This window comes from Micromonospora okii, from assembly GCF_020884795.1.
Lineage (GTDB): Bacteria > Actinomycetota > Actinomycetes > Mycobacteriales > Micromonosporaceae > Micromonospora > Micromonospora okii.
Genome location: NZ_BBZF01000012.1, coordinates 281,806 through 303,165 on the forward strand (window position 1 = coordinate 281,806; position 21,360 = coordinate 303,165).

At 76.1% G+C, this 21,360-nt stretch carries 2 protein-coding genes; both read left to right on the forward strand.

What is annotated here, in order from left to right:
* A partial coding sequence (locus LPU43_RS00855; RefSeq protein WP_255684249.1) for a type I polyketide synthase occupies nucleotides 1–10,352 on the forward strand: 10,352 nt, incomplete at its 5' end.
* A gap of 11 nt (nucleotides 10,353–10,363) precedes the next feature.
* Nucleotides 10,364–21,349, forward strand: a complete 10,986-nt coding sequence (locus LPU43_RS00860; RefSeq protein WP_444543565.1) for a type I polyketide synthase — start codon at nucleotides 10,364–10,366, stop codon at nucleotides 21,347–21,349.
* Nucleotides 21,350–21,360 lie beyond the last annotated feature (11 nt).

The following is a 21,360-nucleotide window of genomic DNA, read 5'->3' on the forward strand; positions in this document are numbered from 1 at the left end:
CCTGCGACGTCACCGACGCCGACGCCGTCGGCGCCCTCGTCGCCGACCTGCCCGCGCTGACCGCCGTCGTGCACACCGCCGGCGTGGTCGACGACGGCGTTCTCGACGGCCTCGACCTGGCCCGGATGCAGGCCGTCCTCGACACCAAGGTCCGCGCCGCGCGGGTGCTGCACGAGGCGACCGCCGGCCGGGACCTCGACGCGTTCGTCCTCTTCTCCTCCCTCGCGGGTGTCGTCGGCAGCGCCGGGCAGGGCAACTACGCCGCCGCGAACGCCTACCTCGACGCGTTCGCGGCCTGGCGGCGCGCCCAGGGGCTGCCCGCCACCGCCATCGGCTGGGGCGCCTGGGCCTCCGGCGGCATGGCGACGGCCAGCACCGCGCTGACCGCCCGGCTCGCCCGGGGTGGCCTCACCCCGCTGGACCCCGCCGAGGCCGTCACCGCGCTCGGCCGGGTGGTCAACACCGCCGACCCGGCGGTCGCCGTCGCCGACGTCGACTGGGGCCGCCTCGCCGCCGCCTGGGGCCGCCCGACCCCGCTGATCGCCGCCCTGCCCGGAGTGCCCGCCGGGCCGGCCGCCGCCGTCCGCGCCGTCGTCGTCGGCCGCGCCCTGCCGCAGCTCACCGACCTCGTCCGCACCCAGGCCGCCGCCGTGCTCGGCTACCCCGCCGGGCAGCCGCTGCCCGACCGCACGTTCCGCGACCTCGGCTTCGACTCGCTCACCGCCGTCGAGCTGCGTAACCGGCTGGCGGCCGAGACGGGCATGACCCTGCCCGCCACCCTCGTCTTCGACCACCCCACCGTCGCCGAGCTGGCCGCCCACCTGCACGGCCTGACCGCCGGCCACACCCCCGGCGAGGTCGTCGCCTCCGGCACCGGCCGGCACGGCGAACCCGTCGCCATCGTGGCCATGAGCTGCCGCTTCCCCGGCGGCGTCTCCTCGCCCGAGCAGCTCTGGGACCTGGTCGCCGCCGGCACCGACGCGATGACCCCGATGCCCGGCGAGCGCGGCTGGAACGTCGCCGAGCTGTACCACCCCGACCCCGAGCACCTCGGCACCAGCTACGTCTCCGAGGGCGGCTTCCTCGCCGGGGCCGGCGAGTTCGACCCCGCGTTCTTCGGCATCAGCCCCCGCGAGGCCGTGGCCATGGACCCGCAGCAGCGCCTGCTGCTGGAGGCCACCTGGGAGGCGTTCGAGCGGGCCCGCATCGACCCGACCGCGCTGCGCGGCAGCCGCACCGGCGTGTACGTCGGCACGAACGGGCAGGACTACGGCTCGCTGCTGATGGCCGCCGGGGACGTCGACGAGAACTACCTCGCCACCGGCGTCTCCGCCAGCGTCATCTCCGGCCGGCTCGCCTACACCTTCGGGCTGCACGGCCCGGCCGTCACCGTCGACACGGCCTGCTCGTCGTCCCTGGTCGCCCTGCACCTGGCCTGCCAGGCCCTGCAGGCGGGGGAGTGCGACCTGGCCCTGGCCGGCGGTGTCACCGTCATGGCCACCCCCGGCATCTTCGTCGGCTTCTCCCGGCAGCGCGGCCTCGCCGCCGACGGGCGGTGCAAGCCGTTCGCCGCCGCCGCCGACGGCACCGGCTGGGGCGAGGGCGTCGGCCTGCTGGTGCTCCAGCGGCTCTCCGACGCCCGCCGCGACGGCAACCCGGTCCTGGCCGTGGTGCGGGGCAGCGCCGTGAACCAGGACGGCGCGTCCAACGGGCTCACCGCTCCCAACGGGCCCGCCCAGCAGCGGGTCATCCGGCAGGCCCTCGCCAACGCCGGGTTGACCGCCGGTGAGGTCGATGTCGTGGAGGCGCACGGCACGGGCACGACGCTCGGCGACCCGATCGAGGCGCAGGCGCTGATCGCGACGTACGGGCAGGACCGGCCCGTCGACCGGCCGCTGTGGTTGGGGTCGGTGAAGTCGAACATCGGGCACACGCAGGCGGCGGCCGGGGTGGCCGGGGTGATCAAGATGGTCCTCGCGATGCGGCACGGGGTGCTGCCGCCGACCCTGCACGTCGACGCGCCGACTCCGCACGTCGACTGGTCCGCCGGCGGCGTCGAGCTGCTGACCGAGCCCCGCCCCTGGGAGCCGATCGACGGCGTCCGCCGAGCCGGGGTGTCCTCGTTCGGCATCAGCGGCACCAACGTGCACACCATCCTCGAACAGGTCCCCGAGGAGCCCGCCGCCCCGGCCACCGCCGACGCGCACGCCGGCCCGCTGCCCTGGGTGCTCTCCGGGCGCACCGCCGACGCCCTCGCCGCCCGAGCCCGCGACCTGCGCGACCACCTCGACCTCGTCGAGGACGCCGCGCTCGGCGACGTCGGCTTCTCGCTGGTCGCCACCCGCTCGCCCCTCGACCACCGCGCGGTCCTCTTCGCCGCCGACCGGGACGAGTTGACGGCCGGATTGGACGCGCTCGCCGACGGCCGGCCCGCGTCGGACGCCGTGACCGGTGTCGCGGGCGTGCCCGGCGAGGTGGCGTTCGTGTTCCCGGGTCAGGGTTCGCAGTGGGTGGGCATGGCCGCCGAGCTGCTCGATACCGCCCCGGTGTTCGCGGAGAGGTTGGGGGAGTGCGCGGAGGCGCTGCGCCCGTACGTGGACTGGTCGCTGCTCGACGTCGTGCGTGGGGCACCGGACACGCCCTCGCTGGATCGGGTGGACGTGGTGCAGCCGGTCCTTTTCGCGGTCGGGGTGTCCCTGGCGGCGTTGTGGGAGTCGTACGGGGTGCGTCCGTCTGCGGTGATCGGGCACTCGCAGGGGGAGATCGCGGCGGCGTGTGTGGCGGGTGCGTTGAGCCTGGACGACGCGGCGGCGGTGGTGGCGTTGCGTTCCCGGGTGATCGCCGGGATCGCTGGGGGCGGCGGGATGGTGTCGGTGGCGACGACCGCCGACGAGGCCGCCGCCACGATCGCCCGCTGGGAGGGCCGGGTCGCCCTGGCCGCCGTCAACGGCCCCACGTCGGTGGTCGTGTCGGGTGACGTCGCTGCTCTGGACGAGCTTGTCGCGGTGTACGAGGGCCGGGATGTGCGGGTGCGCCGGATTCCGGTGGACTACGCGTCGCACTCGGCGCACGTGGAGCCGTTGCGGGAGCGGCTGCTGGAACTGCTCGCGGGCCTGCGTCCGCGCACGAGTGAGATTCGGTTCCGGTCGACCGTGAACGGGGACTGGATCGACACGTCGGGTCTGGATGCGGACTACTGGTATCGGAACCTGCGGCGGACGGTGCGGTTCGACGAGGCGGTGCGGGCCCTGGTCTCGGCCGGCTACTCCACCTTCGTGGAGGTGAGTGCGCATCCGGTGTTGACGATGGCGGTGCAGGAGTCGGTGGAAGCGGTGGCCGCCGACCCGGCCGGGGTCACCGTCGCCGGGAGCCTGCGACGCGGGGAGGGCGGCCTCGGCCGCTTCCACCGCGCCCTCGCCGACGTCTACACCGGCGGCACGGCCGTCGACTGGCGGACCGCCTTCGCCGGCCGGCCCGCCCGCCGCACCGACCTGCCCACGTACCCCTTCCAGCGGCAGCACTACTGGCCGCAGCCGGCCGCCGCCGCGCCCGCCCCGGCCACCGGCCTCGCGGTCGAGGACGAGGCCGACGCCCGGTTCTGGGCCGCCGTCGAGGCGGAGGACCCGGCCGCGCTCACCGCCGAACTCGCCGACGCCACCGGCGCAGTGCCCGAGGCCGCCGTCGCCGACGTGCTGCCCGCGCTCGCCGCCTGGCGACGCCGGCACCGCGACCAGGCCACCGTCGACTCCTGGCGGTACCGGGACGCCTGGCTGCCCGTCGCCGACGGCGGGGAGCCCGCCCTCACCGGCACCTGGTGGCTCGTCACCGGCCCCGACGACACCGCCGCCGCCCCGGCCGCGTTCTGCCGCGCGGCCCTCGAACGGCGCGGCGGCACCGTCGTACCCCTGGCGCTGGACGCCGAGCGGACGGACCGCGACGCCCTCGCGGCCCGGGCCCGCGACCTCGCCGGGTCGGGCCCCGTCGCCGGGATCGTGTCGCTGCTCGCGCTCGACGAGACGCCGACCCCCACGCACGCCTCGGTGCCCGTCGGCTTCGCCGGCACCGTCACCCTGACCCAGGCGCTCGGCGACGCCGGCGTCCGCGCGCCGCTGTGGTGCCTCACCCGAGGGGCCGTCGCCACCGACCCCGCCGGCCCGCTGCCCCACCCCCTCCAGCAGCTCGCCTGGGGCTTCGGCCGGATCGCCGCCCTCGAACACCCCGACCGCTGGGGTGGCCTCGTCGACCTGCCCGACGACCTCGACGACGCCGCCGGCCGGCGGCTCGTCCGCGTCCTCGCCGGCACCGGCGGGGAGGACCAGGTGGCGCTGCGCCCGACCGGCGCGTACGGCCGCCGGCTGCTGCGCGCCCCCCTCGGCGACGCCCCCGCCCCGCGCACCTGGCGGCCCACCGGCACCGCCCTGATCACCGGCGGCACCGGTGCGCTCGGCGGGCACGTGGCCCGCTGGCTCGCCGCCAACGGCGCGGCCCACCTGGTGCTGCTCAGCCGGCGGGGCCGACAGGCCGAGGGGATCGCCGAGCTGGAGGCCGAGCTGGTCGGCCTCGGCACCCGGGTCACCGTCGCCGCCTGCGACGCCGCCGACCGCGCCGCCCTCGCCGCCGTCCTCGACGCGCTGCCGGCGGAGCACCCGCTGACCACCGTCGTGCACACCGCCGCCGTGCTCGACGACGTCGTGATCAGCTCGCTCACCCTCGACCAGGTCGACCGCGCGCTCAGCGCCAAGGTCACCGCCGCGATCAACCTGCACGAGCTGACCCGCGACCGGGACCTCGACGCATTCATTCTCTTCTCCGCCATGGCCGGCACCGTCGGCAGCTCCGGCGTCGGCAACTACGCCCCCGGCAACGCCTTCCTCAACGCCCTGGCCGAGCACCGGCGCGGCCTCGGCCTGCCCGCCATCTCCGTCGCCTGGGGCGCCTGGGGCGGCGGCGGCATGGCCGAGGGCGACTTCGGTCGGATGCTGCACCGGCACGGCGCCCCCGAGATGCACCCGAGGCTCGCCCTCGCCGCGCTGCACCAGGCCGTCGAGCACGACGAGACGTTCCTGACCGTCTCCCGCATCGCCTGGGACCGCTTCTACGTCGCGTTCACCGCCACCCGGCCCGGGCCGCTGATCGCCGAGATCCCCGAGGCGCGGCAGCTCGCGGCCACCAAGGGCGTCGCCCAGGCGGAGGAGGTCGACCAGGGCGGCCCCGGCGCGGCGTTCGCCCGGATGACCGCCGACGAGCGCCGGCGGGCGCTGCTCGACCTGGTCCGCGACCAGGCGGCCACCGTCCTCCAGTACGACAGCGGCCAGGCCGTCGACCCGCACCACGCGTTCCGGGACCTCGGCTTCGACTCGGTGACCGCCGTCGAGCTGCGCAACCGGCTCGCCACCGCGACCGGGCTGCGGCTGCCGGTGACCCTCGTCTTCGACTACCCGACGCCGACCGCGCTCGCCCGGCACCTGCACGCGGAGCTGGGGGGCGGGGCCGAGACGGCCGTCGCTTCCGCGCCCGTGGCGCTGGGCGACGACGAGCCGGTCGCCATCGTCGCCATGTCCTGCCGGTTCCCCGGCGGCTCCACCGACCCGGAGCGGTTCTGGCAACTGCTGCGCGACGGCCGCGACGCCGTGTCCGACCTGCCCGGGGACCGGGGCTGGGACATCGACCGGCTGTACGACCCCGACCCCTATTCCACCGGCACCTCCTACGTCCGCAGCGGCGCCTTCCTCTACGACGTCGCCGACTTCGACCCCGGGTTCTTCGGGATCAGCCCGCGCGAGGCCCTGGCCACGGACCCGCAGCAGCGGTTGGTGCTGGAGACGTCGTGGGAGGCCATCGAGCGGGCAGGGGTTGTGCCGGCCGCGTTGCGGGGTTCACGAACAGGGGTGTTCGTCGGCACGAATGGTCAGGACTATGGGGCCCTGTTGGTGGCGTCCGGGGACGAGGCCGAGGGGTTCGGGGCGACCGGGAACGCGGCGAGTGTGCTGTCGGGTCGGGTGGCGTACGCGTTGGGGTTGGAGGGACCGGCGGTGTCGGTGGACACGGCGTGTTCGTCGTCGCTGGTGGCGTTGCACCTGGCGGTGCAGGCGCTGCGCCAGGGCGAGTGCGAGCTCGCCCTGGCCGGCGGCGTGACGATCATGGCCACGCCCGGTCTCTTCGTGGAGTTCTCCCGGCAGCGGGGCCTCGCCGCCGACGGGCGGTGCAAGGCGTTCGCGGCGGCGGCCGACGGCACCGGCTGGGGCGAGGGCGCCGGCATGTTGCTGCTGGAGCGGCTCTCCGACGCCCGCCGCAACGGCCACCCGATCCTCGCGGTCGTGCGCGGCAGTGCCGTGAACCAGGACGGCGCGTCGAACGGGCTCACCGCCCCGAACGGACCGTCGCAGCAGCGGGTGATCCGGCAGGCCCTCGCCGCCGCCCGACTCTCCACCGCCGACGTGGACGTGGTGGAGGCGCACGGCACCGGCACCACCCTCGGTGACCCGATCGAGGCGCAGGCGCTGCTGGCCACGTACGGGCAGGACCGGGACCGGCCCCTGCTGCTCGGCTCGGTCAAGTCGAACATCGGGCACACCCAGGCCGCCGCCGGCGTCGCCGGGGTGATCAAGATGATCCTGGCGATGCGGGAGGGCCTCGTCCCCGCGACGCTGCACGTGGACGAGCCGTCCCCGCACATCGACTGGACCGCCGGGGCGGTCGACCTGGTGACCGAGGCGCGGCCGTGGCCGGAGACGGGCCGGCCGCACCGGGCGGCCGTCTCGTCGTTCGGCATCTCCGGCACCAACGCGCACGTCATCATCGAGCAGCCTGACGAGGCCGCCGCCGGCGAGCCGGCGGGGGAGCCGCAGCCGGGGCTGGTGGCGTCGGACGTGCTGGTCTGGTCGCTGTCGGCGCGGTCGACGGCGGCCCTGGCGGGTCAGGCGGCGCGGCTGGCCCGGCACGCCCGGCGGCATCCCGGCCTCGACGCGGCGGCGGTCGGCTGGTCCCTCGCGGCGACCCGGTCGGCGTTCGACCAGCGGGCCGCCGTGGTCGGCGCGACCGCCGAAGAGTTGCTGTCGGGCCTGGACGCGCTTGCGGCGGGCACCCCGGCCGGCAGCGTGGTCAGCGGCACGGCTTTCGGGCACGGCGCCGGCCCGGTGTTCGTGTTCCCGGGTCAGGGGGCGCAGTCGGCGCGGATGGCCGCCGGTCTGGTCGGCCGGACGCCGGTGTTCGACGATCGCCTCGCGCAGTGTCAGGCTGCGCTCGCGCCGTACCTGGACGTGGACATCGTCTCCGTGTTGACCGGGGATGACGAGTCGTGGTTGGCGCGGGTCGAGGTCGTCCAGCCGGTGCTGTGGGCGGTGGGGATCGCTCTGGCGGCGGTGTGGGAGCACGTGGGTGTGGTTCCGCAGGCGGTGATCGGTCATTCGCAGGGTGAGATTGGTGCGGCCTGTGTGGCGGGCATCCTGACCTTGGAGGACGCGGCGAAGACCGTTGCCCTGCGTTCCCGCGCGTTGGCGGTGTTGCGGGGCACGGGGGCGATGGCGTCGGTAGACCTGTCGGCCGACGCGATCGCCGAGCGCCTCGCCGGTTTCCCGGGTGTGGGTGTGGCGGCGGTGAACGGCCCGTCGACCGTGGTGGTCTCCGGGCCGCCGCAGCCCGTGGCGGACCTTGTGGAGGTGTGCCAGGCCGAGGGCGTGCGGGCGCGGTTGATTCCGGTGGACTACGCGTCGCACTCCGAGTCCGTGCAGGACGTTGCCGAGCGGCTCCGCGCCGACCTGGCCGACGTGACCCCGCAGGCCGGCACGGTGAAGCTGGTTTCCACGCTGACGGGGGACTGGGTTGAGCCGGGGAGTATGACGGCCGACTACTGGTATGAGAACCTTCGGCGCACGGTGCGGTTCGATGCCGCCGTGCGGGTGGCGGTGGCGGCCGGGCATGGCACGTTCGTGGAGATCAGCCCGCATCCGGTGCTGACCATGCCGGTGACGGCGATCCTGGACGACCTCGGCGCGACCGGGCATGTGCTGGGCAGCCTGCGGCGGGGCGACGACGACCCGACCCGGCTGCTGACGAACCTGGCCACCGCCCACACGATCGGCCTGCCCGTCGACCTCACCCGCGTGCTCGCCGAGGCCGACACCGTGGCCCTGCCCACCTACGCCTTCGACCACCAGCGGTACTGGCCCACCCCGGTCGAGGCGCGCGGCGACGATGCGCCGACCGGCGTGGACTCCGCGTTCTGGGCCGCCGTCGAGCGGGAGGACCTCGCCGCGCTCGCGGAACTCACCGCGCAGAGCGCCACCGAGTCCCTCGAACGGCTCGGCGCGGCACTGCCGGTGCTCGCCTCCTGGCGACGCCAGCAGCGGGACCGGTCCAGGCTGGACGACCTGCGCTACCGGGGCGGGTGGCAGCCGTACTCGGGCACCCCCGTCGGCTTCCTCTCCGGCGCGTGGTGGGTCGTCGTGGACGAGCGCCGCGCCGACGAGGGCGCGGCGGCCGTGGCCGAGCTGACCCGCCGCGGCGCCGACGCCCGGCTGCTGCCGCTGCCCGAGGAGCTGACCGACCGGGCGGCCGTCGCCGCGCACCTCGCCGCCGCCACCCGCACGGACGACGGCGGGCGCGCGAGCGCCGACGGCGTGCTGTCCCTGCTCGCCCTCGCCGACGGCCCGGTCGACGACACGCAGCCGGTGCCGCCGTTCCTGGCCCGCACCCTCGCCCTCGTGCAGGCCCTCGGCGACCTCGACGTGGCCGCCCCGCTATGGTGCGTCACCCGGGGCGTCGCGGGCACCAGCCGGGGCGCGGCCCCGCACCGGCCGGAGCAGTCGCTGCTCTGGGGCCTCGGCCGGGTCGTCGCCCTCGAACACCCCGAGCGCTGGGGCGGTCTGGTCGACGTGCCGGCCACCCTCGACGACCACGGCTGGGACCTGCTCTGCGCCGCCCTCGCCGGCCTCGACGGCGAGGACCAGCTCGCCGTCGACGGCACCGCGATCCTCGTCCGCCGCCTCGTCCGCGCCCCCGGCGGCACCGTCGACGACGAGCCCGACCACGCGGGCACGACGCTGGTCACGGGCGGCACCGGGGCCCTCGGCGCGGAGGTCGCCCGCTGGCTGGCCGCCCGGGGCGCGGAGCACCTGTTGCTGGTCAGCCGCCGGGGGCCCGACGCTCCCGGCGCCGCCGACCTCGTCCGGGAGCTGACCGACGCCGGCACCCGGGTCACCGTCGCCGCCTGCGACGTGGCCGACCGGGCGGCGCTGGCGAAGCTGCTCGCCGACGTGCCCGCCGACGCGCCGCTGAGCGGGGTCGTCCACGCCGCCGGCGTGCTCGACGACGGGGTGCTCGACGGCCTCACCGCCGACCGGCTCGCCACCGTCCTGCGGCCCAAGGTGCTCGGCGCGCTGCACCTGCACGAGCTGACCGCCGACCTGCCGCTGCGCGCGTTCGTGCTCTTCTCCGCCCTGGTCGGGCAGCTCGGCGCGGCCGGGCAGGGCAGCTACGCCGCCGCCAACGCGTACCTCGACGCGCTCGCCGAGCAGCGGCACCGGCTGGGCCTGCCGGCGACGTCGGTCGCCTGGGGCCCGTGGGCGGCCGGCGGGATGGCCGCCGCCGACCAGGCCGTGGAGGAGCGCCGCCGTCGCACCGGCGTCGCCCGCCTCGACACCGCGACCGCGCTCGCCGCCCTCGCCCAGTGCGTGGCCCGGCGGGAGCCGGCGACGCTCGTGGCCGGAGTCGACTGGGACTTGTACGTGCCCGGCTTCGTCGCCGTCCGGCCCAGCCCGCTGCTCACCGGCGTCCCGGAGGCGCGGCGGGCCGCCGCCGAGCGGGCCGACGACGCCGGGACGTCGGCGGAGTCCCTCGCCGCCCTGCTCGCTGCGCAGACCGACGCCGAGCGGCGCAGGACCCTCCTCGACCTGGTACGCGGACAGGCCGCCGCCGTGCTCGGCCACGCCTCGGCGGACGCCGTCGAGCCGGACCGGGCGTTCCGCGAGCTGGGCTTCGACTCGCTCACCGCCGTCGAGCTGCGCAACCGGCTCACGGCCGCGACCGGCGTGCGGCTCTCCGCCACGGTCGTCTTCGACTACCCGACCGCCGCCGGGCTCGCCGAGCACGTCCGCGCGGCGGTCGTCGGCGACGGCGCGGTCGGCGTCGCCCCGGTCTTCGGGGAGCTGGACAGGTTGGAAGCGGCGCTGACCGGCTCGGCCCCGGACCGCAGCGCCCGCATTCGGATCACCGAGCGGCTGCGGGCGCTGCTGGCCTCCCTCAACGACGACGATGCCTCCGCGAACGGCGGGGACACCGTGGCCGAGAAGCTCCAGTCCGCCGGTGCCGACGAGGTCTTCGACTTCATCGACCGCGAGCTGGGGGTGTCCTGACGTGATCGCTGCTGGGTCGACGGGTCAACACAAGGAGTGGGCGGTCCATGGCTGACGAGGCGAAGCTTCTCGACTACCTCAAGCGGGTCACCGCGGACCTGCACCAGGTGCGCCAGCGCCTGCGCGAGGTGGAGGCCGGCGAGCAGGAACCGGTCGCCATCGTCTCGATGAGCTGCCGCCTGCCCGGTGGGGTGCGGTCGCCGGAGGAGCTGTGGGAGGTGGTCGCGTCCGGGCGGGACGTGATCGGCGGCTTTCCCGCCGACCGGGGCTGGGACCTCGACGCCCTGTACGACGCCGACCAGGAGCACGGCGGGCCCGGCACCTCGTACGTGGCGCAGGGCGGCTTCGTCCACGACCTGGCCGACTTCGACCCCGGCCTCTTCGGCATCTCCCCGCGCGAGGCCCTGGCGATGGACCCGCAGCAGCGGTGGCTGCTGGAGACCTCGTGGGAGGTCATGGAGCGCGCCGGCATCGACCCGCACTCGCTCAAGGGCAGCCGGACCGGCGTCTTCGCCGGCAGCACCGGCCAGGACTACGGCAGCGCGCTGATGGGCGCCGCGCAGGGCCTCGAGGGGCACCTGATGACCGGCAACGCCGGCAGCGTCGTCTCCGGCCGGATCGCCTACACCTTCGGCCTGGAGGGCCCGGCCGTCACCGTCGACACCGCCTGCTCGTCCTCCCTGGTGGCCCTGCACCTCGCCGCCCAGGCCCTGCGCCAGCGGGAGTGCACCCTGGCCATCGTCGCCGGGGTCACCGCCATGTGCACGCCGGCCGCCTTCGTGGAGTTCTCCCGCCAGCGCGGCCTTGCCGCCGACGGCCGGTGCAAGGCGTTCGCCGCCGCCGCCGACGGCACCTCCTGGTCCGAGGGCGTCGGCGTCCTGCTGCTGGAACGGCTCTCCGACGCCCAGCGCAACGGCCACCCGATCCTCGCCGTGGTCCGGGGCAGCGCCGTCAACTCCGACGGCGCGTCCAACGGGCTGAGCGCCCCGAACGGGCCCTCCCAGCAGCGGGTCATCCAGCAGGCCCTCGCCAACGCGGGTCTCGCCGCCGGCGGCGTGGACGTGGTGGAGGCGCACGGCACCGGCACCCGGCTCGGCGACCCGATCGAGGCGCAGGCGCTCCTGGCCACGTACGGGCAGGACCGGGGCGGGTCCGCGCCGCTGCTGCTCGGCTCCGTCAAGTCGAACATCGGGCACGCGCAGGCCGCCGCCGGGGTCGCCGGCGTGATCAAGATGGTCATGGCGATGCGGCACGGCGTCGTACCGCCCACCCTGCACGTGGACGCCCCGACCCCCGAGGTCGACTGGGCGGCGGGCGCGGTGGAGCTGGTCACCGAGGCGAGGCCGTGGCCCGCCGTGGACCGGCCCCGCCGTTCGGCCGTGTCGTCGTTCGGCGTCTCCGGCACCAACGCGCACGTCGTCGTCGAGCAGGCCCCGGCCCCCCAGCCCGCCCCCGCCGACGCCGCGCCGCCGGTGCGGCGGCCCGTCGTGCCGGTTGCGGTGTCGGCCCGGGACGCCGCCGCGCTCGCCGCCCAGGCGGGCCGCTGGGCCGCGTGGCTGGACGCCGAGCCTGACGCGCGTCCCGTGGACGTGGCGTTCTCCTCGGTCACCGCCCGGTCCGCGCTGGACAGCCGGGCCGTCGTGGTCGCCGCCGACCGGGACGACCTGCTGGCGGGGCTGCGCGCCCTGGCGGCGGGCTCGCCGTCCGGCGCGGTGGTCGCGGGCCAGGCGACCGCCCGGGGCCCGCTCGCGGTGCTCTTCTCCGGTCAGGGCGCGCAGCGCGCGGGGATGGGCCGGGAGTTGTACGCCGAGTTTCCGGTGTTCGCGTCGGCGTTGGACGAGGTGTGTGCGCAGCTCGATCCGCTGCTGCCGCGGCCGTTGAAGTCGGTGCTGTTCGCCGACGAGGCGGGGTTGATCGACCAGACCGTCTTCACGCAGGCGGGCCTGTTCGCGGTCGAGGTGGCGCTGTTCCGCCTCGTGGAGTCGTTCGGGATCGTGCCGGACTTCGTCGGTGGGCACTCGATCGGTGAGGTCACCGCCGCGCACGTGGCCGGGGTGTTGTCACTGGCGGACGCGTGTGCGCTGGTGGCGGCGCGGGGCCGGTTGATGCAGGCGTTGCCGGCCGGTGGCGGGATGCTGGCGGTGGCCGCGTCGGAGGCCGACGTGCTCGCCTCGATCGAAGGGCTCGACCGGGTCGGGATCGCCGCCGTGAACGGCCCGACCTCGGTGGTCGTCTCCGGCGCGGTTGACGTCTTGGACGAGGTGGAGCGGGTCTGGCGGGAGCGGGGTGCGCGGACTCGTCGGTTGACGGTGAGTCACGCGTTCCACAGCCCTTTGATGGAGCCGATGCTCGACGAGTTCCGCACCGTCCTGGCCGGGCTGACCTTCGAAGCGCCGCTGCTGCCGGTCGTGTCGAACGTGACCGGCGCGCTCGCCGACGCCGACGAGCTGCGCACCCCCGGCTACTGGGTGCGGCACGTGCGTGAGGCCGTGCGCTTCGCCGACGGGGTGGCCGCGCTGCGGGCCGCCGGTGCGGGCGTGTACCTGGAGATCGGCCCCGCCGCCGTGCTCACCGCGATGACGGCGGACGTCCTGCCCGACGGCGGGGACACGCTCGCCGTCGCCGCCCAGCGCAAGGACCGGTCCGAGGCGCACGCGCTGCTGGCCGCCCTGGCGGAGCTGCACGTCAACGGTGTCCCCGTCACCTGGGCGCAGTGGTTCGACGGGACCGGGGCCCGCCAGGTCGACCTGCCCACCTACGCGTTCCAGCACCAGCGGTACTGGCCGGAGGCCGGTGCGGGCTGGACCGGGGACGTCACGGCGGTCGGCCTGCGCCCCGCCCGGCACCCCCTGCTCGGGGCCGCCGTCGGCGTCGCGCACGCCGAGGGCTTCCTCTTCACCGGGCGGCTGGCCCGGCGCACCCACCCGTGGATCTCCGACCACGTCGTCTTCGACACCGTCCTGCTGCCCGGCACGGGCTTCGTGGAGCTGGCCCTCCAGGCCGGCGCGCACGTCGGCGCGGACCACGTCCGCGAGCTGACCCTGGAGTCCCCGCTGATCCTGCCCGAGACCGGGGGCGTGGACATCCAGCTCTGGATCGGCCCGGCCGACGAGACCGGCTGCCGGTCGGTCTCCCTGCACTCCGCGCCGGACGACGACGCACCGGCCGAGGGCGTCGGCGAGCGGACCTGGACCCGCAACGCCAGCGGCGTCCTCGCCACCGGCCCGGCGACCCCGGCCGGCCCGCCCGGCTGGGCCGACCTGGCCGCCTGGCCGCCCCCGGGCGCGACCGAGGTCGGCACCGACGACCTGTACGGCAACCTCGCCGCCCAGGGCTACGACTACGGGCCGTCCTTCATCGCGCTGCGCACCGCCTGGCGGCGCGGCGACGACCTCTTCGCCGAGCTGGCCCTCCCGGAGACCCCGGCCGCCGAGGCCGGCGGGTACGGCCTGCACCCGGCCCTGCTCGACGCGGCCCTGCACACCCTCGGCCTGCCCAGGCCCTCCGGTCAGCCGTCCGGCGCGACCGTTCCGCCCGGCCACGGCCGGCTGCCGTTCTCCTGGAACGACGTCTCCCTGCACGCCGCCGGCGCGGCGGCGGCCCGGGTCCGCGTCTCGCACACCGGCACCGACAGCGTCTCCCTGCTGCTCGCCGACGTCACCGGCGCCCCGCTCGTCTCCGTCGGCTCCCTGGTGCTGCGGCCGGTCTCCGCCGACCAGCTCCGGGCCGCCTCCGGCGGCGGCACCGATTCGCTGTTCCGCGTCGACTGGGCCCCGCTGGCCCTTCCCGCCGGCCCGTCCGCCGTCGGCTGGGCGGTCGTCGGGAACGCCGACGGCCTCGCCGACGCCGTCGCCGCCACCGGGACGGCCGTCGCGGCGTACCCCGACCTGGCGGCCCTGGCCGCCGCGCTGGACGAGGGCGCGGACGTGCCCGGCGTGCTGGTCGTGCCGTTGCTCGACCCGCCCGCGTCGGCCGACGTGCCCCGGGCCGTCGCCGAGGCGACCCACCGGGCGCTCGACGTCCTCCAGCGGTTCCTCGCCGACGACCGGTACGCGGACTCCCGGCTGGTCGTGCTCACCTCCGGCGCGGTCGCCACCTCCCCGGACGCCGACCTGACCGACCTGGCCGGCGCGGCCGTGATCGGTCTGGTCCGCTCCGCCCAGTCGGAGAACCCCGACCGCTTCGTGCTGGCCGACGTCGACGACGTGGCCGGCAGCGCCGCCGCCCTGGTGCCGGCGCTCGGCACCGACGAGCCGCAGGTCGTCGTCCGCTCCGGCGTCGCCGCCGGGGCCCGGCTCACCCGCGTGCCGGCCCCCGCCGAGCCGCCCGCCGCCCCGTTCGACGCCGACGGAACCGTCCTGATCACCGGCGCGACCGGCACCCTCGGCCAGCTCATGAGCCGGCACCTGGTGACCGCCCACGGCGTGCGGCACCTCGTCCTCACCAGCCGGCGCGGCCGGGCCGCCGGGGGCGTCGCCGAACTCTGCGCCGAGCTGGAGGCGCTGGGCGCGACCGTCACCGTCGCCGCCTGCGACGTCGCCGACCGGGACGCCGTCGCGGAGCTGCTCGCCGCCATTCCCGCCGCGCACCCGCTCACCGCCGTGGTCCACGCCGCCGGGGTACGCGACGACGGCGTCGTCTCCTCCCTCAGCCCGGAGCGGATGGACGGCGTGCTGCGGCCCAAGGTCGACGCCGCGTGGCACCTGCACGAGCTGACCGCCGGCCTCGGCCTGAAGGCGTTCGTCTCGTACTCGTCGCTGGCCGCCACGGCGGGCGGCCCCGGCCAGGGCAACTACGCCGCCGCCAACGCGTTCCTCGACGGCCTCGCCCATCACCGCCGGGCGCACGGCCTCGCCGCGCTCACCCTCGCCTGGGGCCTCTGGGCCGACCGCAGCGGCATGACCACCGAGCTGGACGACGTCCACCTGAGCCGGATCTCCCGCTCCGGCGTCGCCGCGATGGAGGCCGAGGAGGGGCTGGCGCTCTTCGACGCCGCCTGCCGCAGCACCGACGCCGCGCTCGTCCCCGCCCGCCTCGACCTCGCCGCGATGAAGGCGCAGTTCGCGGGCGGCACCGTCCCGCCGCTGTACCGGGCGCTGATCCGCATGCCCGCCCGCGCCGCCGCGGCCACCACCGGCGCGAGCCTCACCCAGCAGCTCGCCGCGCTCGGCGATCCCGAGCGGCTCGCCGCGCTCGTCGAGATCGTCCGGGGGCAGGCCGCCGCCGTGCTCGGCTACCCCGACCCGGCGGCCATCGAGCCGCGCCGGGCGTTCAGCGAGTTCGGCTTCGACTCGCTCACCGCCGTCGAGATGCGCAACCGGCTGAACAACGCGTTCGGGATGAGGCTGCCCGCCACCCTCGTCTTCGACTACCCGACCCCGCACGACCTGGCGGCCTACCTCGGTACGGAGATCGCCGGCACCCCGGTGCCCGTCCGGCCGACGACCGTCGCCGTGGCGGTCGGCGACGACGAGCCCCTGGCCATCATCGGCATGGCGTGCCGGCTGCCCGGCGGGGTCTCCTCGCCCGACGACCTGTGGCACCTCGTCGCCGACGGGGTCGACGCGATCAGCGACCTCCCCACCGACCGGGGCTGGGACCTCGACGGCCTGTACAGCCCGGACCCGGACGCCACCGGCACCTTCTACGCCCGGGGCGGCGGATTCCTCGACGGCGTCGACCGGTTCGACCCCGGCTTCTTCGGTATCAGCCCGCGCGAGGCCCTGGCGATGGACCCGCAGCAGCGGCTGCTGCTGGAGACCACCTGGGAGACCTTCGAGTCGGCCGGCATCGACCCGGCCGGCGCCCGGGGCAGCAGCACCGGCGTCTTCGTCGGCACCAGCGGCCAGGACTACGCCTCGCTGCTCGCGTACGCGCCGGAGGGCACCGAGGGCTACGCGCTGACCGGGCTCACCAGCAGCGTCATCTCCGGCCGGGTGGCGTACACGTTCGGCCTGGAGGGGCCGGCGGTCTCGCTCGACACGGCCTGCTCGTCGTCCCTCGTCGCGCTGCACTGGGCCGGCCAGGCGCTGCGCCGGGGCGAGTGCGACATGGCCCTCGCCGGGGGCGTGATGGTGATGGCCACCCCCACGGCGTTCGTCGAGTTCTCCCGGCAGCGGGGCCTCGCCGCCGACGGGCGGTGCAAGTCCTTCGCGGCGGCGGCCGACGGGACCGGCTGGTCCGAGGGCGTCGGCATGCTCCTCGTGCAGCGGCTCTCCGACGCCCGCCGGCAGGGCCGCACCGTCCTCGCCGTCGTGCGCGGCTCCGCGATCAACCAGGACGGGGCGTCGAACGGGCTCACCGCCCCGAACGGCCCGTCGCAGCAGCGCGTCATCCGGCAGGCCCTCGCCTCGGCACGGTTGTCGACGGCGGACGTGGACGTGGTGGAGGCGCACGGCACGGGTACGACGCTGGGTGACCCGATCGAGGCGCAGGCGCTCCTTGCGACGTACGGGCGGGACCGGCCCGGTGATCGGCCGTTGTTGTTGGGGTCGGTGAAGTCGAACATCGGGCACGCGCAGGCCGCCGCCGGTGTAGCCGGTGTGATCAAGATGGTGCAGGCGATGCGGCACGGTGTGGTGCCGGCGACGCTGCACGTGGACGAGCCGTCCCCGCACATCGACTGGACCGCCGGGGCGGTCGACCTGGTGACCGAGGCGCGGCCCTGGCCGGCGGTGGACCGGCCCCGACGCGCGGCGGTGTCGTCGTTCGGCATCTCCGGCACCAACGCCCACGTGATCATCGAGCAGGCCGACGAGCCGGCCGCGCCGCCGGTCCCCACCGAGGCGGCCCCCGGCCTGGTCGCCTCCGACGCGACGGTGTGGCCGGTGTCTGCCCGGTCGCGGGCCGCCCTCGCCGGCCAGGCCGCCCGCCTGGCCCGGCACGTCCGCGCGCACGGCGACGTGGACCCGGCGACGGTCGGCTGGTCGCTCGCCACGACCCGCGCCCTGTTCGACCAGCGGGCCGCCGTGGTCGGCGCGACCGCCGAGGAGCTGCTGGCCGGGCTGGACGCCCTGGCGGCGGGCGTGCCGGCCGGGAACGTGGTGTCGGGCGTGGCGTCGTCGCACGGCCCGGTGTTCGTGTTCCCGGGTCAGGGGGCGCAGTCAGCGCGGATGGCGTCGGGTCTGATCGGCCGGACGCCGGTGTTCGGTGATCGTCTGGCGCAGTGTCAGGCGGCTCTGGCTCCGTATCTGGACGTGGATCTGGTCTCCGTGTTGACCGGGGACGATGAGTCGTGGTTGGAGCGGGTCGAGGTCGTCCAGCCGGTCCTGTGGGCCGTGGGGCTTGCGCTCGCCGCCGTGTGGGAGCACGTGGGTGTGGTTCCGCAGGCGGTGATCGGTCATTCGCAGGGTGAGATCGGTGCGGCCTGTGTGGCGGGCATCTTGTCGCTGGAGGACGCGGCGAAGACCGTTGCCCTGCGGTCGCGCGCGTTGGCGGTGTTGCGGGGCACGGGCGCGATGGCGTCGGTGGATCTGCCGGCCGACGCGATCGCCGAGCGGCTGCCGGGCTTCCCCGGCGTGGGTGTCGCGGCGGTGAACGGCCCGTCGACCGTGGTCGTGTCCGGGCCGCCGCAGCCCGTCGCGGACCTTGTGGAGGTGTGCCAGGCCGAGGGCGTGCGGGCGCGGTTGATTCCGGTGGACTACGCGTCGCACTCCGAGTCGGTGCAGGACGTTGCCGAGCAGCTCCGCGCCGACCTGGCCGACGTGACCCCGCAGCAGGGTCGCACCCGCCTGGTCTCCACGCTGACCGGGGAGTGGGTCGAGCCGGCGACGATGACGGCGGACTACTGGTACGAGAACCTGCGGCGGACGGTGCGGTTCGATGCCGCCGTGCGGGTGGCGGTGGCTGCCGGGCATGCCACGTTCGTGGAGATCAGCCCACATCCGGTGCTGACCATGCCCGTCACGGCGATCCTGGACGACCTCGGCGCAACCGGGCATGTGCTGGGCAGCCTGCGGCGGGGCGACGACGACCCGACCCGCCTGCTGACCAACCTGGCCACCGCCCACACCATCGGCCTGCCCGTCGACCTCACTCGCGTGCTCGCCGGGGCCGACACCGTGGCCCTGCCCACCTACGCCTTCGAACACCAGCGGTACTGGCTCGACGCACCCGCCAACCGGGTGCAGGACGTCTTCTCCGCCGGCCTCACCGACGCCGGGCACCCGCTGCTCAGCGCCACCCTGACCTTCCCCGACAGCGAGCGGATGGTCTTCACCGGGCGGCTGTCGGTACGCACCCACCCGTGGCTCGGCGAGCACCGGGTGATGGACAACATCCTGCTGCCCGGCACCGCGTTCGTGGAGCTGGCGACGTACGCCGGGGAGCAGTCCGGCTGCCCGAGGGTGGAGGAGCTGACCCTGCTCGCCCCGCTCGTCCTGCCCGAACTGGGCGCGCTCCAGGTGCAGCTCATGGTCGGCGACCGGGACGACGACGGCCGGCGGAGCGTGCAGCTCTACTCCCGCCCGTACCGGGACGGCTCCGACGAGATCCTCTCCGACGTGGCCTGGACCTGCCACGCCACCGGCCTGCTCGCCCCGCAGTCGGCCGACGTGCCCGCGTTCGACCTCGGGGTGTGGCCGCCGCCCGGCGCGACCCCCGTCGACAGCGACGGCTTCTACGCCGGCATCGAGGCGACCGTGTTCGGGTACGGCCCGGCGTTCCGGGGCCTGCGCGCGGCGTGGACCCGGGGCGACGAGGTGTTCGCCGAGGTGGAGCTGCCCGCCGACCACCACGCCGAGGCGGGCCGCTTCGGCGTGCACCCGGCGCTGCTGGACGGCGCGTTGCAGGCCATGTCGATCGGCGGCTTCCTCGGCCGGATGGGCGACGGCGCGGACGCCAGCGTGCCGCGCCTGCCGTTCGCCTGGACCGGGGTGACCCTGCTCGCCGCCGGGGCCACCGCCCTGCGGGTGCGCGTCTTCTCGGCCGGCGAGGTCGGGGTGGCCTTCCAGGTGGCGGACGCCACCGGCGCGCCGGTGCTGCACGCCGAGTCGCTGATCATGCGCCGGGTCTCCGGCGACTCCCTCGGCGCGGCCCGCTCCGGCCGGCACGAGTCGCTGTTCCAGGTGGACTGGCCGGCGCTGCCGGTCCCCGCCGGCCCGGTGCCGGCGGCCACCCGCTGGGTGGTGCTCGGCGGCGACGACCTCGCCCTCAGCGCCGCCTGCGAGTCGGCGGGGGCGCGGGTCCGTACCGACGTCGACCTGGACTCGCTCGGTGACCTGCTCGCCGGGGGCGAACCGGCCCCCGAGGCGGTCGTGGTCCCGGTCGGCGGCACCGCCGACGGCGGCGACGCGGACCCGGGCCTCGCGGTGCGGGCGCGGACCACGACGCACCGTACCGTCGCGGCGTTGCGGACCTGGCTCGCCGACGACCGGTTCGCCGGGTCGCGGCTGGTGCTGGTCACCCGCGACGCGGTCGCGGCGGGGGAGCAGCCGGCGGTCAACCTGGGCCAGGCCCCGGTGTGGGGCCTGCTGCGCAGCGCCCAGCTCGAACACCCGGGCCGCCTCCAGCTCGTCGACCTCGACGACGACCCGACCAGCGCCGGCGTGCTGGCCGCCGCCGTCGCCTCCGCCGAGCCGCAGCTCGCCGTGCGGGCCGGGCAGGTCCGCACCCCGCGCCTGGGTCGGGTGCCGGCCGGCACGGAGCCGCTGCCCGGCGGCATCGACCCCGCCGGCACCGTGCTGATCACCGGCGGCACGGGTGTGCTGGGTCGCCTCCTGGCCCGCCACCTCGCCACCACCCACGGCGTGCGGCACCTGCTGCTGGCCGGGCGGCGCGGCGCGGCGGCCGACGGCATCGGCGACCTGGTCGCCGAGCTGGCCGAGCACGGCACGGAGGTGACCGTCGCCGCCTGCGACGCCGCCGACCCGGACGCCCTCGCGGCGCTGCTCGCCGGCATCCCCGCCGAGCACCCGCTCACCGCCGTGGTGCACGCCGCCGGCGTCCTCGACGACGGGGTGCTGGAGTCGATGACCCCCGAGCGCCTCGACGCGGTGGCCGTGCCGAAGATCGACGCGGCGTGGCACCTGCACCGCCTCACCGCCGGCCTCGACCTCGCGGCGTTCGTGCTGTTCTCCTCGGCGGCGGCCACCCTGGGCAGCGCCGGCCAGTCCAACTACGCGGCGGCCAACGCCTTCCTCGACGCCCTCGCCGCGCACCGGCGGGCCCGGGGCCTACCCGGCATCTCCCTGGCGTGGGGCCTGTGGGAGCAGGCCAGCGGCATGACCGGCCACCTCGGCGACGGCGACGTGCGGCGCATCGCCGAGCAGGGCGCGGCGGGGCTCGCCACCGAGCAGGCGCTGCACCTGTTCGACGCCGCGTGGCGGCTCGACGCGGCGGCCGTCGTGCCGATGAGGCTGGACGTCGGGACGCTGCGGGCGCAGGCCGGGTCCGGCGCGCTCGCGCCGATGCTCCGCGCCCTGGTCCGGGTGCCGCTGCGGCGCTCGGTCGACGCCACCGGCGCCCGCTCCGGCGGGGTGCAGCTCAGTCAGCGGCTCGCCGGCCTGGCCGGCCCGGAGCGGCTCAAGGTGGTGCTCGACGTGGTCCGGGCGAACATCGCCGCCGTCCTCGGCCACGCCGGGGCCGACGCCGTCGACCCGAACCGCCTCTTCACCGACCTGGGCTTCGACTCGCTCACCGCCGTCGACCTGCGCAACCGGCTCAACGGCCTCTCCGGGCTGCGGCTGCCGGCGACGCTCGTGTTCGACTACCCGACCCCGGCGGCGCTCGCCGAGCGGCTGACCGACGAGATCGCCGCCGACGCCGCGCCGTCCACCCAGCCCCTCTTCCAGGGCATCGACACCGTGGAGAGCCTGCTCAACACCATCCCGCTCGATTCCGTGGCCCGCGACCGGTTCACCGCCCGGATGCAGGACCTGCTCGCCAAGGCGTCCGACCTGGCCGCCGGGCCCGCCACCGAGGCGGACCGCCCCGACCTCGACTCGGCCAGCGACGACGAGATCTTCGACTTCATCAGCAAAGAGTTTGGAATCTCCTGAGATGACCGACT